The 1360-nt window shown below is 66.0% G+C and carries 2 protein-coding genes; both read right to left on the bottom strand.

What is annotated here, in order from left to right:
• Positions 1–974 (bottom strand): histidine kinase dimerization/phospho-acceptor domain-containing protein (locus B4L76_RS22380; protein ID WP_296235270.1); only part of this gene is annotated, 974 nt, incomplete at its 3' end.
• Positions 971–1360, bottom strand: a 390-nt coding sequence (locus B4L76_RS22385; RefSeq protein ID WP_296235271.1) for a response regulator transcription factor, incomplete at its 5' end; no start/stop codon positions are given. The genes B4L76_RS22385 and B4L76_RS22380, both read right to left, overlap by 4 nt.

Consider the following 1360-nt stretch of genomic DNA (forward strand, 5'->3'; position numbering starts at 1 on the left):
CGGTACACCTTGGCCAAGGTGCTGCACAGGCTGTCGAGCAGCGGTCGCAGCAACACGCGGTGGCGCACCAGGCCGCTCTTGCGCAGGCTGGCGCGTTGCAGCTGGTAGTCGATCTGCTGGCTCATGCGCTCGATCTGGCTTTGCAGCACCCGCGCCTGCTCGCGTTCGCCGCTGCGCTGCTGCAGGCTTTCGCCCACCCCTTGCAGCACCGCCAGCGGCGTCTTCAGGCTGTGCGCCAGGTCATCGAGCGAATCGCGGTAACGCTGGCGCTGCTCGCGTTCGCTGCGCAGCAGGCGGTTCAGCGAGCCGGTCAGGCGCAACAGCTCACGCGGGTGCTCACGGCTCAGGCCATCGCGCGCACCCGCCTCCACCTCGTCCAGTTCGCGACTGAGCCGGCGCAACGAGCGCAGGCCCCAGGTCAGCCCGGCCCACAACAGCACCAGCAGCACCAGCAAGGCCGCGCCAAAACCGAGGTAGAGCTTTTCGCGCAGGCCGTCGAGGGTATGCTGGTACTCGCGCACCGGCTGCAGGGCGACAATACTGTAGGCCGCGCTCTGGCCGCCCAGCAGCTTGATCTCGACATCGTAGACGAAGAACTCCTCGCCATCGGCCTGGCGAATGCGCGCGAACTCATTACCGCGGCCATCGTAACGCGGGTGATAGTTGACGTTCTGCGCGGCGGTGGCCCGCGACTGCCAGACCAGGTTGCCGTCGCGATCGAAGATATAGCCAAGCAACCCGGTGTACGGCAGGTTGTAGCGCTCGTCCGGCAGCAGCGTCGGCATCTGTAACTGGCCATGCTCGATGCGCGCGGCGGAAATCAACGTGGTCACATCCGAGGCCAGGCGTTGCTCGATCGATTCCTGCAGGGCCAGGCTGAAGGCCTTCTGCAAGGCCGGCAGCAGCGCCAGCATGAACAGCAGCGCCAGCACCGCAGCCGCGAGCATCAGGCGTACCCGCAGGGAACGGATCATCGGCAGCGCTCGGTGAACAGGTAACCCAGGCCGCGCACGGTGTCGATGGGCCTGAAGCCGCGCTCGCCCTCGAGCTTGCGGCGCAAGCGGCCGACCAGCACTTCGATGACATTCGGGTCACGCTCCTCGTCCCCCGGGTAGAGCTGCTCCATCAGGCGGTCCTTGGCCACCACTTGCTGGTGATGACGCATCAGGTATTCGAGGATGCGGTACTCGTATGCGGTCAGGGCCAATGGCTGGGCGTCAAGGGTGGCCTGCTTGCGGTTGAGGTCGAGCACCAGGGGGCCGGCGGCGATGGTTGACTGGGTGAAACCGCTGGAGCGACGCAGCAAGGCATTCAGGCGTGCCTCAAGCTCCTCGAACTGGAACGGTTTGACCAGGTAATC

This window comes from Pseudomonas sp. UBA4617 (genome assembly GCF_002386445.1).
GTDB lineage: Bacteria > Pseudomonadota > Gammaproteobacteria > Pseudomonadales > Pseudomonadaceae > Aquipseudomonas.